We start from the raw sequence: 23,371 nt of genomic DNA, 5'->3' as shown, positions 1-23,371 counted from the left end.
GTCTCCTCAGACGATGCCGAACGGGGAGGCGGGGAGTGCCGGGATGCGGGCGGGCGTGCCCGCGGCGGCCTGGGTGAGGGCGCGGATCGCCACCCGGCGGGCGAGTTCGATCTTGAAGGCGTTGGCTTCGCCGGTGGGCTTGGCCCCGGCGAGCGCCGCATCGGCAGCCTTGGCGTAGGCGTCGGGGGAGGGCACCTGTCCGACGAGCGCGGCTTCGGCTTCCGCCACCCGCCAGGGCTTCAGCGCCAGCCCGCCGAGCGCCAGCCGGGCCTGTCCGATCCGGCCGCCGGCCTCCAGCGTCAAGGCGGCGGCCGCCGAGACCACCGCGAAGGCGTAGGAGGTGCGGTCGCGGACCTTGAGATAGCGGGCGTGGCCCCGGAAGGACGCCGCCTCGGGCGGCAGGCGCAGGGCGGTGATCAACTCGCCGGGCCGCAGCTCGGTCTCCCGCTCCGGATGGTCGCCGGGCAGCAGGTGGAAGGCGGTGAGCGGCACCGCGCGGGCGCCGTCCGGCCCGGCGATCTCCACCACCGCGTCGAGGGCGGCGAGCGGCACGCAGAAATCGGACGGGTGGGTGGCGATGCAGTGCTCGCTCCAGCCCTGGACCGCGTGGATCCGGGTGGCATGCCCGAGCGCCGCGCAGCCGGAACCGGGCGCGCGCTTGTTGCAGGGCGAGACCGCGTCGGTGAAGTATGGGCAGCGGGTGCGCTGCATCAGGTTGCCGCCGACGGTCGCGGCGTTGCGCAGCTGCGCCGAGGCGCCGGCCAGCAGGGCCTCGGCCACCATCGGGTAGGTTTTTTCGAACATCGCGTCGTAGGCGAGGTCGCTGTTGCGGACCAGCGCGCCGACCCGGGTGCCGCCGTCCGGCAGACGCTCGATCGACGACAGGCCGGGCAGGCGGGTGATGTCGACGATCCGCTCGGGGGTCGCGACGCCGCCCTTCATCAGGTCGACCAAGTTGGTGCCGGCGGCCAGGAAGGCGGTGCCCGGTACCTGCCCGGCCGCCACGGCCTCGGGCACGCTCGCGGGGCGGATGTAGTCGAAGGTTTTCATGCCGCGTCCTCCCGCTGCTCGGTCGTCCGGGCCGCCGCGTCCTGAACCGCATCGAGGATGCCGGCATAGGCACCGCAGCGGCAGAGATTGCCGCTCATGCCCTCGCGGATGCGCTCGGGATCGGTGCCGGCCTGGCCTTCGCGGATCAGCCCGACCGCGCTCATGATCTGGCCGGGGGTGCAGAAGCCGCACTGGAAGCCGTCATGGGCGATGAAGGCGGCCTGGACCGGATGAAGCGTGTCGCCTTCGGCGAGCCCCTCGATGGTCAGGATCTCGGCCCCGTCGAGGCTCGCGGCGAGGGTCAGGCAGCTGTTGATCCGCCGCCCGTCCACCAGCACCGTGCAGGCGCCGCACTGGCCGCGGTCGCAGCCCTTCTTGGCGCCGGTCAGGCCGAGGCGCTCGCGCAGGAGGTCGAGGAGGGTCACCCGCGGATCGTCGAGGGCGATCTCGCGCGGCTGCCCGTTCAGGGTGAGCCTGAGGGGAATGGTCATGGGGATCCCGGCTTTGCGAAGGCTGGAACTGTTACAGATAGCTGGGCCGGACTCGGCGGCGAGACCTTCAGTAGACGGCGATGTGCGCAAGCTCACGACCCGCGCCGGTTGCGCCACTCTGCAGGATTGACGGGCCGCCGAAAGTCGAGGACGGATTTTGTCTGCTGACGTGGTGTCCGCAGGCTTGGTGCGCTCTTCCGGAGTCGGACGGGGTGACGAAGCCGGGCCGTTCGGGTATCGGTTTGCGGGGGGACTTCCTCCGCCGGGCCTGTAGCTCAATGGTTAGAGCCGACCGCTCATAACGGTCTGGTTGCAGGTTCGAGTCCTGCCGGGCCCACCAGCTTAGCCCACGCGCCAGCCCAGCTTGCTCGTATCCGCCGGGTGTCTTGGATCGGCCCGATGCCGCGGATCGCAACGATCGCCGCCCATCCAAGCATGCGACAGAAGAACCGATCGACCCCCTATCCACGATGACGATGGCCCTATGACATCGATATCGTGCAGACGAGAAGGATCAGAATTTCGAACGCGATCCATCCGCCGAATACAGCAATCAGCTCCCAATTCGCTGTCTTGCCGATTTTGGTCACTGCGTACATGGGCAACCTCCCCGCGGGGCTTCAGGCTCCGCAAGCAGTTTCAGTCAACGCGATGATATCACAATTATAAGTATTCGATCATATTTGCGCCAAAATGGCAATCGTGAATTTCAACGGAGCCGGACCGACAACAGCACACGTCGTCAATGCCGCCGCCGCGCACGTAGATCCGGATAGTGGATACTGCAGCGCAGCGCGCCTAGCCGTGGCGTGTCGCCCGGACGCGCTGCGCGACCGCCAGGCGGCGACCGATGCGGCCGGCTTTCCGCGGGCCATCCCGGTCCGGCCGGCGGAGCGGCACCGGCTGCGGCGGATCCCGGCCTCACCCGTCGAACCCCCGCCCTCGCTCACGTGCCGGGCCGCAGCCGACATGACGGCAGCGACACGAGAACGGTCCATGACGCACGGCGCGCGCAACGACATCCCCGCCACGGTGACGGCGATCAAGCGCGGGGGCGTGATGGCTCAGGTCGAGGTGGCGCTCGTCGGTACAGCCTACCGCATGGCCTCGGTGATGACCGTCGATTCGCCGGAGGAACTCGGCCTCAAGGAGGGCGACACCGTGCCCGTGCTCGCGAAGGCGGTGAACGTGCTGCTCGTGAAACCGTGACGGCGCGGGGCCGGACGGGTCGTTCAAGCGTCATCGGGCGGGGTTAAGGGGGCTCTCCCCGCTGTTCCACCCCGACGCGATCATCCGATGGACTGGTTTGACCTGCCCGAGGACGCCCACCTGCCGGCCGAGCCCGACGCGAGCCGCATGCGGCTGTACATCATCGCCGGGCTGCTCGGCGTCGGGGTGCTCGGCGGGGTGCTGCATCTCCTCCCGGCCTGACGGTGACAGGCCGTCAGGCTCCGCGCGGCCCCGGCTCCGGCGCTGTGCGAGGCCGCAGCGGAGTCGGGCGCCGGGCCCCGTTCAGGCGGCCCGGATGTCGCGCAGGAAGCCGTCGACCTCCTGCTTGACGGCGAGCGACTGCTTGGCGAGCTCGACCGCCGCGCTCAAGACCTGCGTGGCGCCGCCGCCGGTCTCGCCGGAGGCCGTCAGAGCCGCGCCACGTTGGCCGAGACGCCCTGCGTCCCCTCCGCGGCCTGAGCCGTGGCCGCCTGGATGGCGGCGATCTGGCCACCGATCTCGTCGGTCGCCTTCGCGGTCTGGCCGGCCAGTTCCTTCACCTCTGCGGCGACCACCGCGAAGCCCCGGCCCGCCTCGCCGGCGCGCGCCGCCGCGATCGTGGCATTCAGTGCCAGCAGGTTGGCCAGGGCTCCACCCAGGACCAGCGCCAGCACGAGCAGGGTGATCTGGACGTTGCACGCGCTCTCCACCGCGCCTTTTCCACGGCCTGAGCGTTCTCCTCAAGGGCGGCCTTGATCAGGTCGCGCGCGGCGGTGCTTGCCTCCTCGATCTGGCTCGTCAGGGGCTTGATGCCGGTCTCGAACACCGTCTTCAGGAGATCCAGGGCGCTGGCGGTCGCCCGGAAGTCGCGGCCATAGGCGCCCAGAGTGTCGGCGACGGCCTGGATCCGGGGCGTGAAGGCGGCATCGCCCTCGGCCTCCTGGAAGACCTTCAGGCCGGCTTCGGCCTTCTCGACGTTCTTCGCGAAGGTGGCCGGGCCGTTCGGGTCGAACGTCGCCAGGAAACGCCAGTTGGCGACGCGGACCAGCAGCACGGCGCTCTCCAGGGTGTTGGTGGCGGCGGTCAGGGCGTCGCCGCCCGTGAACAGGCGCCCCTTGGCCTCGGCCACCGTGGTGCCCGACGCCGCGAGAGCCGATCGAGTTCGGCCTTCAACGCTCGGGCATGGTCGCGGATCTGTTCGTAGAGCTTGCGTCGCGCCTGTTCCAAGGCGGCGATCCGCTCGGGTGCGGGGGCGAGCCGGTACAGCTCGGACTGACCGACCAACCGCGCGGCGAGATTGTTGATGGCGAAGATCGACCGCGCCTCAAGATCGGCCGAACCGCGCGTAGAGCGCCGGCAGCACCACCAGGGTCAGCAGGGTCGCGCTGATCAGGCCGCCGATCACCACGGTGGCGAGCGGGCGCTGCACCTCCGCGCCGGTGCCGGTGGCCAGCGCCATCGGCACGAAGCCCAGGGAGGCGACCAGCCCCGTCATCGCCACCGGCCGCAGCCGGGTGAGGGCGCCCTCGCGGATCGCCACCGGCAGCGGGCGTCCTTCGGTGACCAGCTGCTTGATGAAGGTCAGCATCACGAGGCCGTTCAGCACCGCCACGCCCGAGAGCGCGATGAAGCCCACCGCCGCCGGCACCGAGAGCGGCATCCCCCGCAGCCACAGGGCCGCGATCCCGCCGGTCAGCGCCAGCGGCACGGCGCTGAATACCAGGAGCGCGTCGCGCGCCCGGCCGAGCGCCGCGGTGAGCAGCAGGAAAATCAGCCCGAAGCAGACCGGCACCACCACGGCGAGGCGCGCCCGCGCCGAGGCGAGGTTCTCGAACTGCCCGCCCCAGGTCACGAAGGAGCCCGCCGGCAGGATCACCTGCGCGGCGACCTTGTCCTGTGCCTCCGCCACCAGGGAGCCGATGTCGCGCCCGCGGACATTGGCGGTCACCACGACCCGGCGACGGCCGTTCTCGCGGCTGATCTGGTTCGGCCCCTCGCTCACCGAGAAGCGCGCCACCTGCCGCAGCAGCACGGAGGCGGCCCGGCCGTTCGCGCCCGGGGGCGAGGAAACGGGAAGCGGGATCGGCAGGTTCTCCAGGGCCTCCCGGTCCTCGCGGACCTGATCGGTCAGGCGCACCACGATCGGCACGCGCCGGTCGCCCTCGAACACGATTCCGGCCTCCCGCCCGCCCATGGCGGCGCCGATCACCTCCTGGATCGCCCCGGTGCTGAGACCCAGCCGCGCCGCCGCCTCCCGGTCGATCGTGATCTCGAATACCGGCAGGCCGGCGATCTGCTCGACCTTCACGTCGTCGGCGCCCGGGATCCCGCGCAGGATCGCGGCGATCCGGTTGGCGGTCTCCAGCATCGGCGCGAAATCCTCGCCGAACACCTTGACGGCGAGGTCGCCGCGCGTGCCGGCGAGCAGCTCGTTGAAGCGCAGCTGGATCGGCTGGGAGAATTCATAGACGTTGCCGGCGAGCTCAGTCACGGCCGCCTCGATCTGCGCCTGCAACGCCGCCTTCGACAGGCCCGGGTCGGGCCACTCCGCCTGCGGCTTGAGCATCACGAAGGTGTCGGAGGAATTCGGCGGCATCGGGTCGGTGGCGACCTCGGCGGTGCCGGTCTTGGAGAACACCGTGGCGACCTGGGGGAATTTGGCGATGGCCCGCTCGACCTTGAGCTGCATCGCCTGCGACTGCGTCAGCGATGTCGAGGGGATCCGGGTGGCGTTGAGCGCGATGCTCTTCTCGTCGAGCAGCGGGATGAACTCGGTGCCGAGCCGGGCGGCCAGCAACCCGGCGCCGACGAGCAGCAGCAAGGCCGCCCCGACGAACGGCGCGGGCGCCCGGATCGCCGCGGCGAGCACCGGCCGGTAGAGCGCCTTCAGGCCCCGGAGGATCGGGCTCTCCGCCTCGGTGACCCGGCCGGTGAGCGCGATGGCGATCAGGGCCGGCACGAAGGTCAGCGACAGCACGAAGGCCGAAGCCAGCGCCAGGATGACGGTGAGCGCCATCGGCTGGAACATCTTGCCCTCGACCCCCGAGAAGGTCAGGAGCGGCAGGTAGACCAGGATGACGATCGCCTGCCCGTAGAGGGACGGCTTGATCATCTCCTCGGCGGAGTCCCGCACGGTCTCCAGGCGCTCCTCCAGGGTGAGGGCACGCCCGATGGCGTGCTGCCGCTCGGCGAGGTGGCGCAGCGCGTTCTCGGTGATGATCACCGCCCCGTCGACGATGAGCCCGAAATCGAGCGCCCCGAGGCTCATCAGGTTGGCCGAGATCTTTCCCTCGACCATGCCGGTCACGGTCATCAGCATGGCGACCGGAATCACGAGGGCCGCGATCAGCGCCGCCCGGATGTTGCCGAGCAGCAGGAACAGCACGACGATCACGAGGGCCGCGCCCTCCGCGAGGTTTTTTGCCACCGTGCGGATCGTGGCCTCGACGAGCTGCGTCCGGTCGAGCACAGTCTCGACCACGATGCCGGCGGGCAGGGCGCGCCGGATCTGGTCCAGGCGGGTGCCGACGGCGGCCGCCACCGTGCGGCTGTTCTCGCCGATCCGCATCAGGGCGGTGCCGATCACGGTCTCCTGCCCGTTCTCGCTGGCCGAGCCGGTGCGCAGGTCGCGCCCGATCCGCACCGTGGCGACATCGCGGATCCGCACCGGGACGCCGCCGCGGCTGGCCACCACCACGTCGGCGATCGCCTCCGGGCTTTCCAGGCGCCCGGCCGCGCGCACCACGTAGCTCTCGCCATTGTCCTCCAGGTAGCGGGCACCCTGGTTGGCATTGTTGGCCTGGAGCGCCCGGGCGACGTCCGCGAAGGACAGGTCGAGGGCGGTGAGCTTCGTCGGGTCCGGCTGGACGTGGTACTGCTTCTCGAAGCCGCCGATCCCATCGACGCCGGCGACGCCGGGCACCGCCTTGATCTGGGGCCGGATGATCCAGTCCTCGACCGTGCGCAGGTAGGCGACCTGCTCCAGCTCCGTCTTGAGATCCTGGCCCTCCGGGGTCCGGTAGCTGCCGTCGGGCTGCCAGCCGGGCTTGCCCGCCGGCACGATCACCCGCGCGCCCGGCGGCGCGTAGCGGACCGACCACATGGTGACCTCCCCGAGGCCGGTGGAGATCGGCCCCATCCGCGGCTCGACCCCGGAGGGCAGATCCTCCCGCACCTGGGCGAGGCGCTCGGCGACCTGCTGGCGGGCGAAGTAGATGTCGAGGCTCTCGGCGAAGACCGCGGTGACCTGCGAGAAGCCGTTGCGCGAGAGCGAGCGGGTGTAGTCGAGACCCTTGATGCCGGCGAGCGCGGTCTCGACCGGGTAGGTGACCTGCCGCTCGACATCGACCGGCGAGAGCGAGGGCGCCAGGGTGTTGATCTGCACCTGGTTGTTGGTGATGTCGGGCACCGCGTCGATCGGCAGCTCCGACAGTGCGACGGCGCCGAAGCCCGATGCCAGCAGCACGAGGAGCAGCACCAGCCAGCGCTGGCGGACCGAGACGGCGAGGATGCGGCTGATCATGGCGCGGTCCTCAATGGTCGTGGTCGGCATCGGCCTTGCCGAGCTCGGCCTTCAGCAGGAAGGTGTTGCCGGTCGCGATCTCGGCACCGGGCTCGAGCCCGCCGGTGACCGCGTAGGCCTCGTCGTCGGAGGGCCCGAGTTCGACCGGCCGCTTCTCGAAGCCGTCGGCATTGCGCACGAACACCACGCTCTTGCCGGCGATCGTCTGGACGGACGCCTTGGGGATCCGGACCGGGACCGTGTCCCGGGCGATCTCCACCTCGGCGGTGACGAAGGTGCCGGGCCGCCACGCGCCATCGGGGTTCGGCAGGGTCACCACCACCCGGGCCGAGCGGGTATCGGCGTTGAGGAAGGGGCTCACGAAGATCACGCGGCCCTCGGCCTGGCGCTCCGCCTCGCCGGCCCGGCCGGGGGTGACGGCGACGCGGGCGCCCTCCCGCACCTGGGCGAGATCGAGGGTAGGCACCGACAGCTCGATCCAGACCGTCGAGAGGTCCGCCACCGTGTAGAGGTCGGCCGGGTCGCCCTCCTTGCCGACCGCGGTGCCGACATCGACCTTGCGCTCGACGATCCGGCCGGCGAGCGGCGCCCGCAGGGGATAGCGGCGCAGGCTCGACTGGTTGGGCGTGGCCTCGTCGCGCTTCTGGGCGGCCGCCACCTCGGCGGCATCGAGGCCCAAGGCCGACAGCTTCTGGCGGGCGAGATCGACCCGCAGCCGGGTCTCCAGATAGGCGGCCCGGGCGGTCTCGAAGGCGGCCTCCGAGGCACTGCGCGAGGCGAGCAGCTTCTGCTGGCGCTCGAAGTTGATCGTCTGCAATTCGGCCTGGACCTGGGCGGTCAGGAATTCGCTCTTGGCGTCGGCGACCTCCCGGCTGTCGAGGATCGCCACGACCTCGTTCGCCTGCACGGCGTCGCCGAGGCGCTTGCGCATCTCCGCCACGGTGCCGACCACCCGCGCGGGGACGCGGGCGATCCGGTCGGTGTCGGGGGTGATGGTGCCGGGGACCAGCAGGTGGCGCGCCAGCGTGCCGCCGCCGACCCGCTGTGTCGCGATGTCCTGGCCGGTGATCTGATCGGCCCGCATCCGGATCACGTCCTGCGCGTGATCCGCCCCGTGATCCGCACCGTGTGGCTGGTCGTCGTGCGGTCGGCTGTCGGCGCCGGCCCTTGGCCGGTCCGTTGCCGCGGCGCGATCGCGGCCGTCCGGGCCGAGCCCGGCGCCGTCGAGGGCCTGCCGGAGGAGGGCGGGGAAGGCGGGAACGGCGGCGCCGAGGGCGATGCCGGCGGCCAGAAAGACCGCGCAGACAGCGGCGGACAGGAGGATGCGCATGGATCGGCCATGGAAGCGGCCGGGACGGCGGGATGCCGCGTGGCGGTCCCGGAATGTCCCGTTCAGGTTTCGCGTGAGGGTGGGCCCGGGGCCGGTTCAGGCCTCCGGACGAGACGCGCGCCGGTGGGCGGCGTCAGTTCACGCGCGTGGGGGCCGCGGCAGCCGGTCGGGATCGACGGAGGGGCGGCCCTGGACGAGGCGAGCGCGCAGGGGCCGGCCCGGCACGGGCGGCGGCACCATCACCCCGCCCTCCAAGCGGGCCGCCAGATGACAGCCACAATGAACATGCGCGGCAAGGCCGGGATCGACAGCGGCGGAAGAGGCCGGCGCGTCGAGGACGGCGCCCTCGCTCCGGGCATGGTGGCTGCCCGCATGGAAGGCGAGATCCGCCGCGTGGCCGACGCCCAGTCCGGCGACCGACAGCGTCAGGACGAGCGCAAGCATGCGGACGGCGATCGTCCACCAGCCCCGCGCCCGCACGGAGCGCCTATGCCGAACCCCGAAGCCCATCGCGGGTCTTATGGTCGATGGGGGGTCAGGAACACAAGGAGCCGAAGCCATACGCGCGCCGATGGCCCCGACTCAGGCGGCCAGCCGGAGGACCCAGTCGTAGAAGTCGGGCCAGTTCTCCGCGCGATCCGAAGCCGCGGCGGCCTCCGCCGGGGTCGGCGTCGCGCTCCGGGCCGGACCCTGGGTCCGGACATCCCGGGGCGCGTGGCCGAAGGCGGCGCGGAAGGCCTGGGCGAAATGCGCGGGGCTCTCGAAGCCCCAGCGATACGCCACTTCCGAGACGCGGGCGCCGCGCCCGTCGCCGGCGAGATCCTGATAGGCGCGGGCGAGCCGGCGCTGACGGATGTAGCCGGATACGCCCCCGAGCGGGACGAACAGGCGGTACAGGGCGCTGCGCGAGATCCCGAAGGATTGGCCGAGCGCCTCGGCGTTCAGGTCGGGGGAGGCCAGTTCGGCCTCGATGAACCGGCGCAGGGCGAGCAGGATCGGGGTGCCGTCCGGGGCGCGACCGGGCCGCTCCTCCGCGGGCAGGCTGGAGACCGCCGCGCCGAGGAGCATGGCCGTCGCCTGCGCGGCCGCCGCGGCCTCCCGCTCCGAGAAGCCGGGGGCGTGCGCGCCGAGGGCCCGCAGATGATCGTTCAGCATCCGGCCGAACGGGGTCGCGCCGCGGATGATTCGGCCGTGGAGCGCGTCGAGCACGCCCTGATTCGCGCCGAAGAGCCCGCGCGGCAGCACCACCGTTAGGGCCTGATAGTCCGTGGACCGGGCGGAGAGGGGCCGCGACAGGTCGAGCAGGCAGATGTCGCCCGGATCGCAATCCTGCTCGCTGCCCCCGGCCGCGACCTGGGACCGGCCGGCCAGGCGCACATGCGCCAGGATGTGATCGATGCCCATGCGGGCCACGAGGGCGCGGTCGCGGGTGAACTGCAGGCCCGAGGCGCTGGCCCGGCAGAGGATCGCGTTCCCGAGATGCTGGACCTGCGAGCGCCCGCGGAATTCCGCCAGATCCTCCTTGCGGACCGCGAAGTTCCAGAACGGTGCGACGGCATCGCGCCAGGCCGTGGCCTGATGAAGACCTGGGCGCTCGTCTTGAAGTTGCAGTACTGAGTTCGGCCGCATCACCCGTACTATTCAGCTCCCCGCCGGAGTAGTCGCCCGGGCGATCCTCTTACAGGATATCGGGCTCCCAAGAAAAGGCGCACCGCGCCGCCCCGATCGACCATCGCCCGCCCCGGGGACGCGCCACCCTGGGCCGGTCCGCCGGATGACGGATTCCGCACTGCCCGGCCGCGTTCAGGAGCGCGTGCCCGATACGAAACGTCCCGCGCGCCGGGTGGCCGCGGGACGGGACGGTGCTCGATCGTGGGACCGGCGATGTCGCCTATGGTTAACGTTGCGTCACTTTCCGCTCGGCGCCGCGCCGCTGCCCGTGGCACCGTTGCCGGTGTTGTTGTCGCCCGCCGGGGCGCCGGCGGAGGAGGTGTTGCCGTTGGGCGTGCTCTGCGCGGCGGCCATTCCGGCGGTGCCGGCGGCCAGGGCGAGGGCGAGCAGGGCGGACTGGATGGTGCGGCTGGTCATGACGCTCCCGAATTCTACGAGTCTTCGACGTACCGGCGCGGTGCCGGCCCGTGCGGGATAACCACCGGCCCCGGAGCCTGTTCCGACCCGTCCCGATCCGGGGCGTCCCGACGGAATCCGCCCGCCGCGCCCTGTTCGACCGGGAACAGCGGCGCGGCTTTCAAGCTTGTCCGACAGGGCGCCGGGCCGGCGGTCCGCCCGTCGCGGTCCTCGCGTCGCGGAAGGGGAGGCCTGATCATGACCAAGCTGTTCATCGCCCAGGTGCGCGACGCACAAGGGGAGAAACCCCTGGTCACCGTCCGGGCGGAGGCCGAGGGGGAGGCGCGCCTGTTCCTGACGGCCGCCTATCCGGACGCGGAGATCGCCGCCATCGCGGAGCCCAGCGACTGGACGAGCGATGCCGATACCGGATCCCGGGCCGGCGACATCCGCGAGCATCCGGGCGTCGCGTGGCAGATGCCCTCCAGTCTGGCCGATTGACCGACCCGAAAGGCCCGGTTGCCGACAAGTGTCGCGGTTTCGTTCAGGGGTTTTCAGCGCGGAGCGCGGATTCTGCGGCATGACGTCCGGCGATCCGACACCAAGGCTCCTGGCGGCCCTGGCTGCCCTGACCGGCACCGGGATCCTGATGTGCCGCACGGAGCCGTCCTGGGACGGGATCCTGATCGGCCTGCTGTGTCTCGGCCTCTGGGCCCTCGGAACCCTCGCGGCACGGCCCAGGCGGCTCCCGAGGCCGGCGCGGCCGATGATGCTGGAAGCCGTCATCGTCGAGACGCCCCGGGCGCCGCTGGCGTTGCTGCCCGCCCCACGTCCTGCCGTTCCGGTGCCCGCCCCCCGCCTGCTCGATGTGCCGATGCAGCGGCCGCGGGCGGTCGCGCGCCGGCGCAGGTAGCGCAGACCGGCTCCAGTCCCTCGCGAGCTTCTGCCGCAGTATCGATGCGGGCCGCCCCGCGTTGCCGGGAGCCAACCCAGGAGACAGCATGGCGGACAAGGCTGACGTGACGACCTACACGGTGAAGCAGGCGCTGGCCGCCAAGGTCGCGGATCACATCGAGATCGCGATCGAGGCGCAGGACGGCACCAAGCTGAAGCTCAAGGCGACCGCCGACCAGCTGGATGCCCTGGTGGGCGATCTGGAGACCATCCTGGATGCCGACGACGCGGAGGGCGAGGCGGCCTGATTCCGGACCGGGCCGAAGCCGTTCGGCCGGACTGACAGGCGCTAGAACCCGAACCAGGAGCGGCCTCCGATCGTGGCACGATCGGAGGCCGTTGCCGTCGAGGCATCCCGATGTCCGGGTCGCCCCGTCCGGGGAGGGGCCGATCCGGGACGGAAGCCGCCGACCAGCCGATGCCCCGGGGCAGGCCGCTTCGGCGAAGGCCGGACCGATCCCGGTGGGGACACTTCCTAGGCAAGACACCTGCTGGTCAGGACACCTGATGGTCAGGACACCGGATCGACGGTTCTTGGGCCGCGTATGTCTGGTATGGCTCAGTCTCGATGGATGGTGCCAGGGAGGCATGCGTGTTCGGCGGTGTCTTCGCTGTCCGGGACGGCGAATCCCCGGAAGCCGGGCTCAAGGCGCCGGCTCCCGGGTCACGTTGACGCCATCCCGGGCTGGAGAACGCCATGGCCGCGAACCCACCGCCGGTTCCCTATCGCCTGCAATGCGTCGTGCATCGGGAGAGCGCGAGCGGCATCATCATCCACGACGAGCAGATCCTCGCGCCCTCGGAGGACGCCGCCAAGGCCGACGCGGCGGCCCGGTTCGCAAAGCTGCTCGCCGGCCGCTCGGGCTCGGCGGCCCTGAAGGATCCGGCCGGCCGGGTCGTCTGGTCCAGGCGGCAGAACACCCCCTCCGGGGCAGGGGCGCCCGAAACCGAGGCGTAGCGGTGTCGAACGGAGCCTGGTTTCCGGCGCGGGGCGCCTTGCCTCAGCGCTGCGGTTCCAAGTCGATCACCCGACCGCCCAGATCGAAGATCTCCTCGTCGGACGGACACCCGTCCCCGAGCTCGATCTCCTCCCGGCGCCCGAACGAGACCGCCGACAGGACGCCGAGCGAGAGAGCGCCGGCCAGGAGGGCAACCAGGATCGCAACCGTCATGACGAACTCCCGGGGTGCGGCGTGCAGCGGCATCAAGCACCGGCCGGATTAAGGCCCGGTTCCCGTGGCGATGCAAGCGTGATGCGATCCGCCGTGTCGCGGCGGGAATCAATGCGCACCCCGCCTCGGAGGCCGGTCGGCCTCACCGCCGCTCGGGCACCCCATCCTGCTGGCGGTCGACCTCGTCGCGCACGCCGCGGCCGGCCATCAGGATCTCGGTCATGAAGGCGGCGATCGCCGCGACGATGCAGACCAGGGCCGCCCCGAAGCAGGCGAACAGGACCGACGCGGCGGCGCCGTCGCGCAGTGCCCCGACGAACAGGGTCAGCACGGCCAATCCGATCAGGCAGCCCCCGAGCGAGGCGAGGGCGACCGCCACGTCGAGCATGAAGGAGCGCCGCCGCAGGAACGTCAGCCGGCGCGTCAGGCGCCGCGCCTCGGCATCCGTCGCCCGCTCCATCCTGGCGGCCTCCGCCGAGAGGGCGTCGACCTTGTCGGCGATCCGGCCGAGGCGGGTCGAGAACACGTTGAGCAGCGTCGCGAGTGCCGAGAGCAGGAAGGCGGGCGCGAGCGCGACTTGGATGATGTGCGCGATGCTGTCGGGCTCGGTGGAGCTGAGCGAGAATCCGAACATCCGACGCTACGCCCGCACGTCGATCGCGCCCGGGTCGCACCCGGGGCCGGCTCGGAGGGGGAATCGCGACGGCACCATGCCGGCAGGGTCACCACAGGATGCCCCGCCGGTGCAAGCCAATCGGCGCGCCGGCTCAGCGCGCCGCGCGCTGCAGCGTCCCCGGATGCGGCTCCGGCTCCAGATCCCTGGCCAGCCGTTCCGCACCGGTCATGCGGCGCTCGACGGCCGCCAGCGTGTCGAGCAGGCGTTTCCGGAGCCGGGCCGCGCCATCCGCCTCCAGCGCGTCGACGTCGACGTAGAAGTCGATGCCCCGCGCGTGCTCGGAGAACACCGTATCCTGGGCCTCGCCCCGATCCCCGGCGGTCGAATCGTCCGCGACCGCGTAGGGGACGACGTCGCGGCTGATGCCCTTCATGCGGATCGGTTCCTGCGGGCTCGCCCGGACGCCATCGCTGACCAAGGCGTAGGTTTCGTAGCTCAGGGTGATGCCGCCCGGTGCCGCAGCCGCCTGAAGCCGGGCCGCGAGGTTCGCCTCGGCGCCGATGATCGTGTAGTCCATCCGCTCGTCCGAGCCGAAATTGCCGACGTTGCAATAGCCGGTGTTGATGCCCATCCGGGCCTGGAACGGGCGCTCGATGCCGGCCCGGCGCCAGCGGACGCTCAACTGGCCGAGGCGCTGCTGCATCGCGATGGCCATCCGGACGCAGGCCTGCGCGTCCTCGCGCACGCCCCTCGTCTCGGGATCGCCGAAGAAAACCAGCATCGCGTCGCCGATGTACTTGTCGACCGTGCCGCCATGCCTCAGCGCGATGGCGGTCATCTCGGTGAAATACTCGTTCAGCAGCGCGGTCAGCTCCTCGGGCTGGAGCCGCTCGGTGGTGGCGGTGAAATCCTTGATGTCCGAGAAGAAGATCGTCAGCTTCTTGCGCGCGGTCGTCACCGACACGTCCCGCTCGCCGCTGAAGATGCTCTTGTAGACCTGGGGCGAGATGTATTTCGCGATCTGCACCGAGACCGCGGCCAGGAAGCCGTTCGAGTCCGTCAGTTCCCGGTTCATCCGGTCGATCAGGCGGGACTGGCGCGCCTGCAGGAGCAGGATTGTGCTGCCGGCGAGCGCGGCCAGGATGAAGTAGCCCAGCAGATACTTGAAGGCGAGGACGTTGGCGGCGATCGACTGGTGCAGGACGATCTCCTGGATGCCGCGCACGTCGCCGACCTTCCAGTCGGTCTTCGGGCTCAAGGGGTGCGCGTTGTGGCAACGGACGCAGGCCGATTCCATCCGGATCGGGGCGGCGATCCGGACCTGACGGTCGAAGAACGAACCGGTGGTCTCGCTGGCAAAGCCCGATTGGGGGTGGGCGCGCAGCTCTGCCAGGGTGCGGGCCTCGAACGCGTCGAGCTCGTGGGGCTTGCGGTCCTTGAACGGCAGGTCCGAGATGAAGCGGTACTTCACCGCCCCATCCGCACCGCTGATCCGCTCGCCGAGTTCCAGGGAGAGCGTCGCGGGGATCGGGATGGCGTTCGGCACGCCCTTGTAGTCGTGGGTCGTGATCACCCGCCCCGTCGCGCCGTTGACCGCCTGGACGACATCGCTGGCGTAGAAGCTGCGCATCTGGTCGATGATCCGGCCGGTCTCCACCGCCTGCGTCTGGAGCATCCGCTCGGACAGGCCGCGCAGGTCGAGCCAGACCGCGAGCGGCAGGCCGGCGAGGCCGAGGAGGATGGCCGCGACGAGGAGCGGCGCCATGATCCGCTGCTGCCGCGCGGTCCGCTCGCTCACGCTGGACATCCGCCGCTTCTCCACAAGCCGGTCCGCCGCCCGAACGCGATCCGCACCCGGCGGCAGATCGCATGAGGCGCGACCTTTCAGCCAGAAACTCATGAGATCGCAGCGATGTTACGATGCGGAATACAAGCTTGCCAAGTGCAGATCAGTCAATCCTCAGATTTCGGCCCTCGTCGTCCGGCGGCGATCACTGAACCTATGACGGCGGCGGCGCGCAGAACCGGCCCAGGCGCCGCGATGATCTGGCGACGGGCGGTGACGCCCAGCCGGAGCGCGGCGGGAGACCGGTGGAGACTGAGTCCAGCCGATATCGACGCGCCGCGGGGGCGAATCGTTAATTAATGTTACCTGCGGGCTGCCCCGGCGGCAGCCTTGCGAGCCGGCGTCCGGTAGGCTCTAACGGATCGCGAAGCTTCCCGGTTGGTCCTGGGAACATTCACGATCGCACTCAAGCCCTGTCCGCCCTCGCGCGGCGGGGCTTTTTGTTCCCGCGCCGGTCTCAACGGCGAGCCCTTACGCGTCAGGACGAAACGATGCGCGCGCAATGACTTAGGGCATCGGCCCGGCTCCGGCCGCCCGACGGATACGCTGGCGGAAGCCCCCCGGATACGGGTCTTCCTCCGCGCAACAGCAATCTCATGGGGGATGTGCTCCGGCGCACTTGATTATTGGCCACCCCAAAACATCAAGCTCGGCTGTTGCAGCGTTGCACTATCGCGCGGCATCAACCTGTCGTTCTGTGGTCCGGTACACATCCCGCCCAACGGGAGACAGAGGACCAGATGATCAAGAAGCTTCTTCTCGCGAGCGCCGCTACGGCCCTCCTGACCGGCGCCGCTTCGGCCGCCGACCTGCCGCGTCGGGCCGCCCCGCCGCCGATCTTCACCCCCGTGCCGGTGTTCACCTGGTCGGGCGCCTACTTCGGTATCAACGCCGGCTACGCGTTCGACGCCAGCAGCAACAACACCTCGAGCTTCGCCGTCCCGGCTCCGTACGGCAACGGCACGACGGCCTATTTCGGCCAGAACAATCAGGAAGGCTTCTCCGGCGGCGCCCAGATCGGCTACAACTTCCAGCTGACCCCGGGCAACGGCGTGGTGTTCGGCATCGAGGCCGACGCCCAGTACCTCGACTTCGGTCGCAACCGGAACCGCTCCATCGTCACCGGCCCGCTGGCCGCCGGGTACTACGTCACCGACCCGCGTGGCCTGTCGAGCCTCGACTTCTTCGGCACCGTGCGCGGCCGCCTCGGCTACGCCTTCGACCGCGTCCTCGTGTACGGCACCGGCGGCTTCGCCTACGGCTCGGGCAGCGCTGACCGTTCGTTCGGCGGCTACGCCGGCAACGACAGCTTCCGCACCGGCTACGCGGTCGGCGGCGGCATGGAGTACGCGCTCCCCGTCGACTCGTTCCTGAACTTCTTCCGCTCCTCGGCGGTGACGCTCAAGGTCGAAGGCCTGTACGTCAACCTCGACCGCAACACCCGCAACCAGGGTGCTCTGGTCATCAACGCCGCCAACAACTTCCCGGTGGCCTACAACCCCGTCGGCCGTCGCTCCGACGAGTTCGCCGTCATCCGCGCCGGCCTGAACTACAAGTTCGGCTCGTACTAAGACCCATCCGCGGAAACGCCCGTCGGGCCTGACGGCCCGGCGAGCGTTCTCCCGGTCATCGGCCATGCCTGGGCCATGCCCGATGCGGCCCCGCCGTATCGGGCCGAGAAACGCCCCGGGATCCTGTCCCGGGGCGTTTCTCGTCGTTCGAGCGCTCTGCGCCGAAGTCGACCCCGGTTCGGCGCGCGGGAGCACGTCAAAACAGTGGCTTGGAGCCGCCTGCCTCAGGCGTGGACGGCGTGCTCCAGCTGCGCCTTCGACATCTTCGACCGACCGGGCACGTTCTGCGCCTGGGCCTTGCGCATCAGCGCGGCCTTGGTCGTCCCGGACTTGCTCTCCGTCTTGCCGCTCGCCTTGCTGGCGGCCTTGCCGGTGCTCCTGCTGGCGGCCTTGCCGGTCTTGCGCGCGGCAGCGGATTTGTCGGCGGCCGCCTTCGGCTGCTTCGAGAACTGCTTGCCCTTGGCGGTATCGGCCCGCTTCTTGGCCGTGCTGGCGGCGTATTCCGTGTCGCTCAGCTTTTCGCGGGCCTTCTTGGGCAGGTAGCGCTCGCCGGTCTTGCCGCTCTCCTGGCCCGACTTCGTGCCCCACTCCTCGTCGGTCCACTGCTTGAGGTGATTGTCGTCCGCTTTCTTGCCGGCGTAGCCGCCGCCCTCCTTCTTGTATTCGGCGGTGGCCATCTGGGCCTTGCGCGCCGACCACTGACCCGGCTTGCCGCCCTTCTCCGACTTCGTGACCTGTTTCTTGACCTTCTCCCACAGCTTGGGATCAGTCTTCTTCGCGGTTCCAGCCATCGTCCTGTCTCCGAATCAAGATTTCGCAGTCAACACCACGCGTCCAGCTCCGTTCCGACGACGCGCCGCCCCGGGCGATAATCGCGTGGGATGAATCCCGGATACGTCGGCGACGCCGATGGGTTGGCCTCCAGGGGTACGGCACGACGGGACACGGCCTGGCAGACGCACCGGACGACACGCAGGCCCAGCGGAGGCCCGCCGGCAAACCCGAGAGCGCGGGCCTCGCCAACACGCCCCTCGACACCGCCACCGGTACGGTCAAGCCGCAGGACGGACCGATGGAGCGGGCCGGCACCGAGAAGGACGAGGCGCGCCGCGGCGGGACAAGCCTCGGGGCCGAGCGGGACCGGCCCGGCGGTCGATGAGCCCGTCCGGCGGCCTCATCCCGTCGGCGCAACGGACAGCAGACAGAGGAACACGCAGCATGCAGATCCGGCACAGGCCCCTGCGCGCGCAGGTGATCGTCATTACCGGCGCCTCCAGCGGCATCGGCCTCGCCACGGCGCGGGAGGCCGAGCCCGCGGGGCCCGCGTGGTCCTGGCGGCGCGCAACGGTGCCGCCCTCGACGACATCGCCCACGACATCCGGGAGCGCGGCGGCGAGGCGCGGGCAATCGTGACCGACGTGTCCAGCCGCGCGGATGTCGAGGCGCTCGCCGCCGAGGCGATCCGCGCCTATGGCGGCTTCGACACCTGGGTCAACAACGCCGGCCTCTCGATCTTCGGCCGCCTCGAAGAGGTCTCGGACGAAGACCATCGGCGGCTGTTCGACGTGAACTTCTGGGGGATCGTCTACGGCTCGACGGTGGCGCTGCAGCATCTGCGGAAGACCGGCGGCGCGCTGGTCAACCTGGGCTCGATCGCCTCCGACCTCGCCTTCCCGATCCAGGGCATGGACTGCGCCTCCAAGCACGCGATCAAAGGCTTCACCGACGCCCTGCGCATGGAATTGCAGGCGAGGGCGTCCCGGTCTCGGTGACGCTGATCAAGCCGGCCTCGATCGACACGCCCTTCCCGGAACACGCCGGGAACGACATGGCGCAGGCCCCGAAGCTGCCGCCGCCGGTCTACGACCCGGCGGACGTGGCCAAGGCGATCCTGTACGCCGCCGAGCACGGCCCGCGGGACCTCTATGTCGGCGGCGGCGGCAAGATGATGAGTTCCCTGGGCAACCGCGCGCCGTCGGTCACGGACTGGGTGGGAGCCCGGGTCATGTCCCGGACCCAGAAGGCCGGCGCGGCCGGCAGGGACCGGGACGGCGCCCTCTACGCGGCCGGCCGGGATGGGTCCGTGCGGGGAGCCTCGCCGCATCACGTCATGCGCAGCGTCTACACGCAGGCCTCGGTCACCCCGGTCCTGACCGGGATCCTGCTGGCGGGCGCCACGGCGGCGGCGGCCTCGCTGCTCGCCCCCTCCAACCGGCGCTGAAGCGGGCGTGGGACCGGTGCGAGCCAGCGCGTCGCGACCGAGGGCGTCGAAATGTTTGTTTCCAGACAATTTCGGCTGAGGTCAGCGCCCATTCAGGCATGATGACCAATCTGCCCGGATCTCGTGCCCGGCCAGCCCGGCACGAGATCGAACAGAAGGGTTGATCATGATGCACGTGAAGAGGCTCGCGGCCGCCGCGGCCATCATCGGCGGCCTCGGCTCCGCCTCCGCCCTTGCGGCGCCCCTGACGCCGGCCGCTCTCGCCGGCCCCGCTGCCGCGACCACCGTGGCCTTCGGCTGCGGCCCCGGCTGGGCGCCCGGCCCGTACGGCCGCTGCCGTCCGATCTATCGTCGGCCACGCTTCTACGGCCCGCGCTGCTTCGTCCGCCCCACGCCCTACGGGCCGCGGCGGGTCTGCCGCGATTGAGGCGGTCGCGGGGGACCCGGCCCCGCCGAACCGTGATGCGATCCAGGGGTTGAAACGAGGGCAGGCTGCCGGTCCGGTGGGGCGACCCCGCCGACAGGGCGGCCTGCCTTTTCGATTCGTGATCGCGCGATCTTGCCACCAGCGGGAGACACCATGGCCCGAGATCAGAGCAGCGGAGCGGGCGACCCGGCGCGGGAGCGGGCGGCGGCCGAGCGGGCCGGCCGGAAGCGCCTCGGCGAGAACGGGCGGCCACAGCCGGCCCCCACGCCCGTGGAGCAGGACGCAGCCCATCGCAGGGCGGTGACCGGGCCGCAGGATCCGAACGCCCAGGCGGTCAGCACGGCGGTCGACGGGGTTTAGAACTTCGAGACCGGTTTCCAAAGGGCCGTGCCCTTTGGTCGGTTACCAGGGCGAAGCCTCGGCGCATCGGGCGAAGCCCGACTTTCGGGCAGCGCCCGACAGCAGGGCACTGCCCTGCACCCGCAAGAGCCGGCCCCCCTCCGCTCAGGGACCGCACAGGATGAGCCCTCACGGCTGCCGTCCGCCACACGGCCGCGGCTCGTGTTCACCGGAGCCCGGGTCCGGTCCGACGAGCCCGGTCACGATGCCGGCCGCGCAGAGTTGCGCCGCGTCGGGGATCCAGATGGCGGCCGGGGACACCGCCAGGGCGCGCGTCACGAAGGCCGAGGGCAGGCCGGCCGCCCGATAGGCGGCCCGCTCAGGCTTGGAATCCACCGGACGCATCCGCCCCCGCGCCCCGACCTCATAGGGGGCGTGGAAGCCGAGCCGTCCGCCCTCCGCCAGGACGCGCCGCCGCCCGCGGACGAAGATCAGCGTGCAGGCCGACGCGCAGGCGTCGGACACCCGGGTCTCCAGCCCGCGGGCGGCCACGAGGGCCCCGATCGCCGCCCCCTCCTCGACCAGGCCGCCGTCGCTGGTCAGGTGCAGGCGTACGATCCCCGGATGGGTGCCGAGGAGGCCGGACACCCGCGCGGCCACGCCTTCGGTGAGGTCGCCCACGAGGTGCAGGTCCCGGCCGCCCGGCCCGACCGTGAGCCGGGCCGACACCTCCGGGTCGTCCGCCCCGGAGGCAGCCCCGAGGCCCGGCCCGGCGGGGCCGGCCGAGGCGGGAATCGGACAGGTGGCGAGCGCCAGGGCGAGGATGCGCGCGCGCATCCCCGTCCGGCGCCCCCACCGGCGGGTGAGGTGCGGCGTGGCGGCCGTCATGGCGGCATTCCAAATGGGTGGGATCGGCGTGGCGGGATCGGGGCGACCGACGGGGCCGGACGCGGACGCCTACTGGAGGTAGGCGACGAACATCTCGGCCACGGCCCGCGATGCGTAGGCCTGGGGGCTCTCGCCCCAGCGGATCGGGAAGGCCTCCGCCATCCGGCGGCCGGCGAGGATCCGGGCCACCTCGTCGGGCATCAGCCCGTCGTCGAGGGCGTTCGCGAGGGCGGCGCGTTCGTGCGAGGGATGGGACCGGACGCCCCGGTCCAGGGGATTGCCGAACGCCGCGGCACTCAGGTCGGCAAGCGCCGCGGCACGAAGGTCGGCAAGCGCCGCGGCACTCAGGTCGGGATGGGGGGTCGGGGCAACGTTATAAGTCAGCATCGCTGTTCGTCTTCCATGTCGGGTGGGGTGCGCTCTCCTCGGTTCGGATGCGGCAACACCACGGACAGGGCGACATCATCGTCGGGGCGATCCGATCCACGCTGGCGATCACGGCAAACCTCCATTCGGCTCTGCATCGACGGTCGCATCGACACGGTCAATCTAGCCGCCGGAGCCGGAAAAAGGCTGCCAATTTGCGGCCGCTTCGAAGCGGAGCCTATGCGCCGAACCGGCTTTCGGGAGCAGAAGATGCGGAGTCGGCAGTCCGCCTCGCGTCTCGACGCCGGCTGCGCGGCCTGCCACCCTCATGCCACGGGCGACCGAGCCCGTGACAGGGACAGGTGCGCCATGACCGGATCACTCTCGCGGGCCGTGATCGTCCAGCCGGGGGGCGGCTTCGACAAGGTCGGGTTCGGCGTGCGGCCGGTTCCGGAGCCCGGCCCCGGGGAGATCACCGTCCGCCTGCGGGCCAGCTCCCTCAACTACCACGATTACGCGGTGGTCAGCGGAATGTGGGGACCGAGCGAGCCCCGCATCCCGATGTCCGACGGGGCCGGCGCGGTCGAGGCCGTCGGGCCCGGCCCGGCCGAGTTCGCCGTGGGCGATTCCGTGGTCAGCACGTTCTTCCCGACCTGGCTGGAGGGCACGCCCCAGGTCGAGGGTTTTGCCACCGTGCCGGGCGACGGGGTCGACGGCTACGCCCGCGAGCGGGTCACGGCGCCGTCCGTGGCCTTCACCCGTGCGCCCGCGGGCTGGGACCACGCCGAGGCGGCGACGCTGACCACCGCCGGCTTGACCGCCTGGCGCGCGCTCCACGCCGATGCCGGCCTCAAGAGCGGTGACGTCGTCCTCGTCCAGGGCACCGGCGGCGTCTCGCTGTTCGCCCTGCAATTCGCGAAGGCCGCGGGCGCTACGGTGATCGCCACCTCGTCCAGCGACGCGAAGCTCGAGCGCCTGCGCGCGCTCGGCGCCGACCACGTCCTCAACTACCGCGCCGATCCGGCCTGGGGCGAGACCGCACGGCGGCTGACCGGCGGGTGCGGCGTCGATCACGTCCTCGATGTCGGCGGGCCGGGGACGCTGGAGCAGTCGATGGCCGCCGTGCGGGTGGCCGGCCATATCTCGGTGATCGGCATCCTGTCGGGCGTGGCGGGGGAGCTGCCGCTGGTCCCGGCGCTCCTGAAACAGATCCGCCTGCAGGGCGTGCTGGTCGGTAGCCGGCGCCACCAGATCGCGATGATCCGCGGCATCGAGGCCTGCGGTCTGCAGCCGGTGGTCGATCGCCGCTTCCCGCTCGACGACCTCGTGGCGGCCTTCCGCCACCAGGAGAGCAACCGCCACTTCGGCAAGATCTGCATCGAGATCTAGCAACCGTGCGACTTGAGCGGATGCGGGCGCGGATCGTGGCCCTGTCGGCATGGCAGCGCCCGCCAAGGTTCGTCAATCGTCGATACGGCTCGGCAAACTAATCTGCATAAGTATTTATTCGACGAAACCTCAGTAGGCTTGTGGACACAAGCCGGTGCGGAGGAACACCATGTCAAATCCGCTCGTGCGCAAGCTGAAATGCTACGTCCCGCTCTCGGAGGCGGATCGAATGTGCTTGTTCGATGCCAACGGCCCGGGGCGCATGGTCGCCGCGCGGACGGACATCATCCACGAGGGCGACGATCCGCGCGCCGTCAGCATCATCCTCGACGGTTGGGCCTGCCGCTACCGGCAGTTCATCAGCGGGCGCCGCCAGATCGTCTCGTTCCTCCTGCCGGGCGACCCGTGCGACCCGCACGTCTTCCTCCTCGACGCGATGGATCACACGATCGGCGCGATCACGCCCGTCACCCTCGGCCAGATCTCCGGCCCCACGCTGCAGGCGATGACGGCCCGCAGCCCGCAGCTCGACCTCGCCTTCCACCGGGAGGCGCTGGCCACGGCGGCGGTGCAGCGCGAGTGGACGATCAGCCTGGGCAGCCGCACCGGCATCGAGCGGCTCGCCCATCTGTTCTGCGAACTCCACGCGCGGCTGGCGGCGGTGGGCCTTGCGGAGGCCGACACCTGTCCGATGCCGGTCACCCAGAACGATCTCGGCGACGCGATGGGCCAGACCAGCGTGCACATCAACCGCACGCTGCAGGAGTTGCGCGGCATGGGGCTGATCACCCTGCGCAGCCGGCGCCTGACCATCCACGATCCGGCCGCCCTCGCCCGGCTCGCCCATTTCGACTCCGCCTATCTCCACATGACGGAGCCGGCCGCCCACGTCACTGCGCGGCGCGCTTGATCG

At 71.0% G+C, this 23,371-nt stretch carries 25 protein-coding genes, 1 tRNA gene and 2 pseudogenes; 13 read left to right on the top strand and 15 right to left on the bottom strand.

Translation table 11 applies throughout. The annotated features are described in order from the left end of the window. Positions 1-6 precede the first annotated feature (6 nt). The gene (locus MKK63_RS18535; RefSeq protein WP_244004357.1) at positions 7-1,050 is read right to left on the bottom strand and encodes an FAD binding domain-containing protein; all 1,044 of its coding nucleotides are present in this window, start codon (positions 1,048-1,050) and stop codon (positions 7-9) included. Further along, the gene (locus tag MKK63_RS18530) at positions 1,047-1,541 is read right to left on the bottom strand and encodes a (2Fe-2S)-binding protein (protein WP_244004355.1); all 495 of its coding nucleotides are present in this window, start codon (positions 1,539-1,541) and stop codon (positions 1,047-1,049) included. The genes MKK63_RS18535 and MKK63_RS18530 overlap by 4 nt, the downstream gene beginning before the upstream one ends. 264 nt (positions 1,542-1,805) lie before the next feature. Here MKK63_RS18530 and MKK63_RS18525 point away from each other — a divergent pair. The 3 genes from MKK63_RS18525 (at position 1,806) to MKK63_RS31745 (ending at position 2,972) form a co-directional block, all read left to right on the top strand. Continuing rightward, a tRNA-Ile gene (locus MKK63_RS18525) sits at positions 1,806-1,881 on the top strand. A 656-nt stretch (positions 1,882-2,537) separates the two neighbouring features. Next, positions 2,538-2,750 carry a molybdopterin-binding protein gene (locus MKK63_RS18520; protein WP_244004353.1) on the top strand — a complete coding sequence of 71 codons (213 nt, stop codon included), beginning with the start codon at positions 2,538-2,540 and terminating at the stop codon, positions 2,748-2,750. An 87-nt stretch (positions 2,751-2,837) separates the two neighbouring features. Beyond that, entirely contained in the window at positions 2,838-2,972 is a 135-nt protein-coding gene (locus MKK63_RS31745) for a hypothetical protein (RefSeq protein ID WP_279574739.1), read from the top strand. Between the two features lie 81 nt (positions 2,973-3,053). Here MKK63_RS31745 and MKK63_RS18515 read toward each other — a convergent pair. The 7 genes and pseudogenes from MKK63_RS18515 to MKK63_RS18485 all read right to left on the bottom strand — a co-directional run. Next, positions 3,054-3,391 (bottom strand): annotated as a pseudogene (locus MKK63_RS18515) (methyl-accepting chemotaxis protein); the annotation flags it as partial. Further along, entirely contained in the window at positions 3,376-3,879 is a 504-nt protein-coding gene (locus MKK63_RS18510; protein WP_244004351.1) for a hypothetical protein, read from the bottom strand. The pseudogene MKK63_RS18515 and the gene MKK63_RS18510, both read right to left, overlap by 16 nt. Before the next feature lie 195 nt (positions 3,880-4,074). After that, positions 4,075-7,272, bottom strand: a complete 3,198-nt coding sequence (locus MKK63_RS18505) for an efflux RND transporter permease subunit (protein WP_244004349.1) — start codon at positions 7,270-7,272, stop codon at positions 4,075-4,077. A gap of 10 nt (positions 7,273-7,282) precedes the next feature. After that, complete coding sequence (locus MKK63_RS18500) at positions 7,283-8,602, bottom strand: efflux RND transporter periplasmic adaptor subunit (RefSeq protein WP_244004347.1); 1,320 nt, start codon at positions 8,600-8,602, stop codon at positions 7,283-7,285. Between the two features lie 138 nt (positions 8,603-8,740). Beyond that, positions 8,741-9,046 carry a hypothetical protein gene (locus MKK63_RS18495; protein ID WP_244004345.1) on the bottom strand — a complete coding sequence of 102 codons (306 nt, stop codon included), beginning with the start codon at positions 9,044-9,046 and terminating at the stop codon, positions 8,741-8,743. 138 nt (positions 9,047-9,184) lie between these two features. Then, entirely contained in the window at positions 9,185-10,231 is a 1,047-nt protein-coding gene (locus MKK63_RS18490; RefSeq protein WP_244004343.1) for a helix-turn-helix domain-containing protein, read from the bottom strand. Positions 10,232-10,510: 279 nt separating this feature from the next. Beyond that, positions 10,511-10,690, bottom strand: a complete 180-nt coding sequence (locus MKK63_RS18485) for a hypothetical protein (RefSeq protein ID WP_244004341.1) — start codon at positions 10,688-10,690, stop codon at positions 10,511-10,513. A gap of 237 nt (positions 10,691-10,927) precedes the next feature. On the opposite strand from MKK63_RS18485, the gene MKK63_RS18480 reads away from it, so the two are divergent. The 4 genes from MKK63_RS18480 (at position 10,928) to MKK63_RS18465 (ending at position 12,581) form a co-directional block, all read left to right on the top strand. Continuing rightward, positions 10,928-11,170, top strand: coding sequence for a hypothetical protein (locus MKK63_RS18480; protein ID WP_244004339.1), 243 nt, complete (start codon positions 10,928-10,930; stop codon positions 11,168-11,170). 79 nt (positions 11,171-11,249) lie between these two features. Continuing rightward, positions 11,250-11,582, top strand: a complete 333-nt coding sequence (locus MKK63_RS18475; RefSeq protein ID WP_244004337.1) for an energy transducer TonB — start codon at positions 11,250-11,252, stop codon at positions 11,580-11,582. 88 nt (positions 11,583-11,670) lie between these two features. Then, positions 11,671-11,871 carry a hypothetical protein gene (locus tag MKK63_RS18470; protein ID WP_243923978.1) on the top strand — a complete coding sequence of 67 codons (201 nt, stop codon included), beginning with the start codon at positions 11,671-11,673 and terminating at the stop codon, positions 11,869-11,871. A gap of 449 nt (positions 11,872-12,320) precedes the next feature. Then, positions 12,321-12,581 carry a hypothetical protein gene (locus tag MKK63_RS18465; RefSeq protein ID WP_244004335.1) on the top strand — a complete coding sequence of 87 codons (261 nt, stop codon included), beginning with the start codon at positions 12,321-12,323 and terminating at the stop codon, positions 12,579-12,581. A gap of 43 nt (positions 12,582-12,624) precedes the next feature. Here the strand turns inward: MKK63_RS18465 and MKK63_RS18460 are convergent, their stop codons facing one another. The 3 genes from MKK63_RS18460 to MKK63_RS18450 all read right to left on the bottom strand — a co-directional run bounded on the left by MKK63_RS18460 (position 12,625) and on the right by MKK63_RS18450 (position 15,218). Further along, complete coding sequence (locus tag MKK63_RS18460; RefSeq protein WP_243923982.1) at positions 12,625-12,795, bottom strand: hypothetical protein; 171 nt, start codon at positions 12,793-12,795, stop codon at positions 12,625-12,627. 142 nt (positions 12,796-12,937) lie between these two features. Beyond that, on the bottom strand, positions 12,938-13,429 hold the full coding sequence (locus tag MKK63_RS18455; RefSeq protein WP_244004333.1) for a DUF2721 domain-containing protein: 492 nt from the start codon (positions 13,427-13,429) through the stop codon (positions 12,938-12,940). Positions 13,430-13,562: 133 nt separating this feature from the next. After that, on the bottom strand, positions 13,563-15,218 hold the full coding sequence (locus MKK63_RS18450) for an adenylate/guanylate cyclase domain-containing protein (RefSeq protein ID WP_244004326.1): 1,656 nt from the start codon (positions 15,216-15,218) through the stop codon (positions 13,563-13,565). Positions 15,219-15,997: 779 nt separating this feature from the next. Here MKK63_RS18450 and MKK63_RS18445 point away from each other — a divergent pair. Beyond that, the gene (locus MKK63_RS18445) at positions 15,998-16,828 is read left to right on the top strand and encodes an outer membrane protein (RefSeq protein ID WP_244004324.1); all 831 of its coding nucleotides are present in this window, start codon (positions 15,998-16,000) and stop codon (positions 16,826-16,828) included. 224 nt (positions 16,829-17,052) lie between these two features. Here MKK63_RS18445 and MKK63_RS18440 read toward each other — a convergent pair whose 3' ends face one another. Continuing rightward, a complete protein-coding gene (locus MKK63_RS18440; protein ID WP_244004322.1) occupies positions 17,053-17,619 on the bottom strand; it encodes a hypothetical protein in 567 nt (188 codons plus the stop codon). Positions 17,620-18,046: 427 nt separating this feature from the next. Here MKK63_RS18440 and MKK63_RS18435 point away from each other — a divergent pair. The 3 genes and pseudogenes from MKK63_RS18435 (at position 18,047) to MKK63_RS18425 (ending at position 19,836) form a co-directional block, all read left to right on the top strand. Beyond that, a pseudogene (locus tag MKK63_RS18435) lies at positions 18,047-19,049 on the top strand (SDR family oxidoreductase). Positions 19,050-19,215: 166 nt separating this feature from the next. Then, the gene (locus MKK63_RS18430; protein ID WP_244004320.1) at positions 19,216-19,476 is read left to right on the top strand and encodes a GCG_CRPN prefix-to-repeats domain-containing protein; all 261 of its coding nucleotides are present in this window, start codon (positions 19,216-19,218) and stop codon (positions 19,474-19,476) included. A gap of 153 nt (positions 19,477-19,629) precedes the next feature. Further along, positions 19,630-19,836 (top strand): hypothetical protein, encoded by a 207-nt coding sequence (locus tag MKK63_RS18425; protein WP_244004318.1) that lies wholly within the window; start codon positions 19,630-19,632, stop codon positions 19,834-19,836. A gap of 168 nt (positions 19,837-20,004) precedes the next feature. On the opposite strand, the gene MKK63_RS18420 is transcribed toward MKK63_RS18425, so the two are convergent. Beyond that, positions 20,005-20,703 carry a hypothetical protein gene (locus tag MKK63_RS18420; RefSeq protein WP_244004316.1) on the bottom strand — a complete coding sequence of 233 codons (699 nt, stop codon included), beginning with the start codon at positions 20,701-20,703 and terminating at the stop codon, positions 20,005-20,007. Between the two features lie 69 nt (positions 20,704-20,772). Next, a complete protein-coding gene (locus tag MKK63_RS18415) occupies positions 20,773-21,090 on the bottom strand; it encodes a hypothetical protein (protein WP_244004314.1) in 318 nt (105 codons plus the stop codon). Positions 21,091-21,438: 348 nt separating this feature from the next. Between MKK63_RS18415 and MKK63_RS18410 the strand changes: the two genes are divergently transcribed. Next, on the top strand, positions 21,439-22,458 hold the full coding sequence (locus tag MKK63_RS18410) for a zinc-dependent alcohol dehydrogenase family protein (protein ID WP_244004311.1): 1,020 nt from the start codon (positions 21,439-21,441) through the stop codon (positions 22,456-22,458). Between the two features lie 169 nt (positions 22,459-22,627). Next, complete coding sequence (locus MKK63_RS18405) at positions 22,628-23,368, top strand: Crp/Fnr family transcriptional regulator (RefSeq protein WP_244004309.1); 741 nt, start codon at positions 22,628-22,630, stop codon at positions 23,366-23,368. The last annotated feature ends 3 nt before the right edge of the window (positions 23,369-23,371 follow it).

The sequence above is a fragment of the Methylobacterium sp. J-088 genome, assembly GCF_022829295.1.
Lineage (GTDB): Bacteria > Pseudomonadota > Alphaproteobacteria > Rhizobiales > Beijerinckiaceae > Methylobacterium.
The sequence above is the reverse complement of the archived record's forward strand: the minus strand, read 5'-3'. Positions and strand labels throughout refer to the sequence as shown.

Excerpts from the sequence above, each read along its gene's own strand:
- MKK63_RS18415 (WP_244004314.1), bottom strand. The coding sequence starts at position 21,090 with ATGCTGACTTATAACGTTGCCCCGACCCCCCATCCCGACCTGAGTGCC.
- MKK63_RS18535 (WP_244004357.1), bottom strand. The coding sequence starts at position 1,050 with ATGAAAACCTTCGACTACATCCGCCCCGCGAGCGTGCCCGAGGCCGTG.
- MKK63_RS31745 (WP_279574739.1), top strand. The coding sequence starts at position 2,838 with ATGGACTGGTTTGACCTGCCCGAGGACGCCCACCTGCCGGCCGAGCCC.
- MKK63_RS18470 (WP_243923978.1), top strand. The coding sequence starts at position 11,671 with ATGGCGGACAAGGCTGACGTGACGACCTACACGGTGAAGCAGGCGCTG.
- MKK63_RS18475 (WP_244004337.1), top strand. The coding sequence starts at position 11,250 with ATGACGTCCGGCGATCCGACACCAAGGCTCCTGGCGGCCCTGGCTGCC.
- MKK63_RS18430 (WP_244004320.1), top strand. The coding sequence starts at position 19,216 with ATGATGCACGTGAAGAGGCTCGCGGCCGCCGCGGCCATCATCGGCGGC.
- MKK63_RS18445 (WP_244004324.1), top strand. The coding sequence starts at position 15,998 with ATGATCAAGAAGCTTCTTCTCGCGAGCGCCGCTACGGCCCTCCTGACC.
- MKK63_RS18425 (WP_244004318.1), top strand. The coding sequence starts at position 19,630 with ATGGCCCGAGATCAGAGCAGCGGAGCGGGCGACCCGGCGCGGGAGCGG.
- MKK63_RS18405 (WP_244004309.1), top strand. The coding sequence starts at position 22,628 with ATGTCAAATCCGCTCGTGCGCAAGCTGAAATGCTACGTCCCGCTCTCG.
- MKK63_RS18485 (WP_244004341.1), bottom strand. The coding sequence starts at position 10,690 with ATGACCAGCCGCACCATCCAGTCCGCCCTGCTCGCCCTCGCCCTGGCC.
- MKK63_RS18440 (WP_244004322.1), bottom strand. The coding sequence starts at position 17,619 with ATGGCTGGAACCGCGAAGAAGACTGATCCCAAGCTGTGGGAGAAGGTC.
- MKK63_RS18500 (WP_244004347.1), bottom strand. The coding sequence starts at position 8,602 with ATGCGCATCCTCCTGTCCGCCGCTGTCTGCGCGGTCTTTCTGGCCGCC.
- MKK63_RS18465 (WP_244004335.1), top strand. The coding sequence starts at position 12,321 with ATGGCCGCGAACCCACCGCCGGTTCCCTATCGCCTGCAATGCGTCGTG.
- MKK63_RS18455 (WP_244004333.1), bottom strand. The coding sequence starts at position 13,429 with ATGTTCGGATTCTCGCTCAGCTCCACCGAGCCCGACAGCATCGCGCAC.
- MKK63_RS18410 (WP_244004311.1), top strand. The coding sequence starts at position 21,439 with ATGACCGGATCACTCTCGCGGGCCGTGATCGTCCAGCCGGGGGGCGGC.
- MKK63_RS18530 (WP_244004355.1), bottom strand. The coding sequence starts at position 1,541 with ATGACCATTCCCCTCAGGCTCACCCTGAACGGGCAGCCGCGCGAGATC.
- MKK63_RS18495 (WP_244004345.1), bottom strand. The coding sequence starts at position 9,046 with ATGCTTGCGCTCGTCCTGACGCTGTCGGTCGCCGGACTGGGCGTCGGC.
- MKK63_RS18520 (WP_244004353.1), top strand. The coding sequence starts at position 2,538 with ATGACGCACGGCGCGCGCAACGACATCCCCGCCACGGTGACGGCGATC.
- MKK63_RS18460 (WP_243923982.1), bottom strand. The coding sequence starts at position 12,795 with ATGACGGTTGCGATCCTGGTTGCCCTCCTGGCCGGCGCTCTCTCGCTC.
- MKK63_RS18450 (WP_244004326.1), bottom strand. The coding sequence starts at position 15,218 with ATGTCCAGCGTGAGCGAGCGGACCGCGCGGCAGCAGCGGATCATGGCG.
- MKK63_RS18490 (WP_244004343.1), bottom strand. The coding sequence starts at position 10,231 with ATGCGGCCGAACTCAGTACTGCAACTTCAAGACGAGCGCCCAGGTCTT.
- MKK63_RS18480 (WP_244004339.1), top strand. The coding sequence starts at position 10,928 with ATGACCAAGCTGTTCATCGCCCAGGTGCGCGACGCACAAGGGGAGAAA.
- MKK63_RS18505 (WP_244004349.1), bottom strand. The coding sequence starts at position 7,272 with ATGATCAGCCGCATCCTCGCCGTCTCGGTCCGCCAGCGCTGGCTGGTG.
- MKK63_RS18420 (WP_244004316.1), bottom strand. The coding sequence starts at position 20,703 with ATGACGGCCGCCACGCCGCACCTCACCCGCCGGTGGGGGCGCCGGACG.